We start from the raw sequence: 379 nt of genomic DNA, 5'->3' as shown, positions 1-379 counted from the left end.
TTTTCGACCCTGTGTGGGGGCGGGACGGTGGAGGTGGTGCGCGATGTGCTGGTCCTCGCCGAACGGGACGGCTGGTCCGGAGACGTGATCAGCACGGTACCGTCGGCGTTCGCCGAAGTACTCGACCGCCCCGCCCTACGCATCACCGCCGACACCGTCATCTTCGCCGGTGAACCGTTGACACCACAGGTCGTGGAGCGGACTCGGGCGCTGCTGCCGGGGGTGCGCATCGTCAACGGCTACGGGCCGACCGAGACGTTCTACGCAACGGCCTACATGGTTTCGCGTGAGGTCGAAGCGACGATCCCGATCGGTACCCCGGTGGGGAATATGCGGGTGTTCGTGTTGGATGGCCGGTTACGGCCGGTGCCGGTGGGGG

Annotated in this window: 1 protein-coding gene; it reads left to right on the top strand. The window is 67.0% G+C overall.

Annotated features, from left to right (window positions below):
• On the top strand, nt 1–379 hold a 379-nt coding region (locus tag ACX4ZE_RS23190), incomplete at both ends, for an AMP-binding protein (protein WP_480275589.1).

It is taken from the genome of Nocardia sp. TBRC8007, assembly GCF_056629435.1.
The sequence above is the reverse complement of the archived record's forward strand: the minus strand, read 5'-3'. Positions and strand labels throughout refer to the sequence as shown.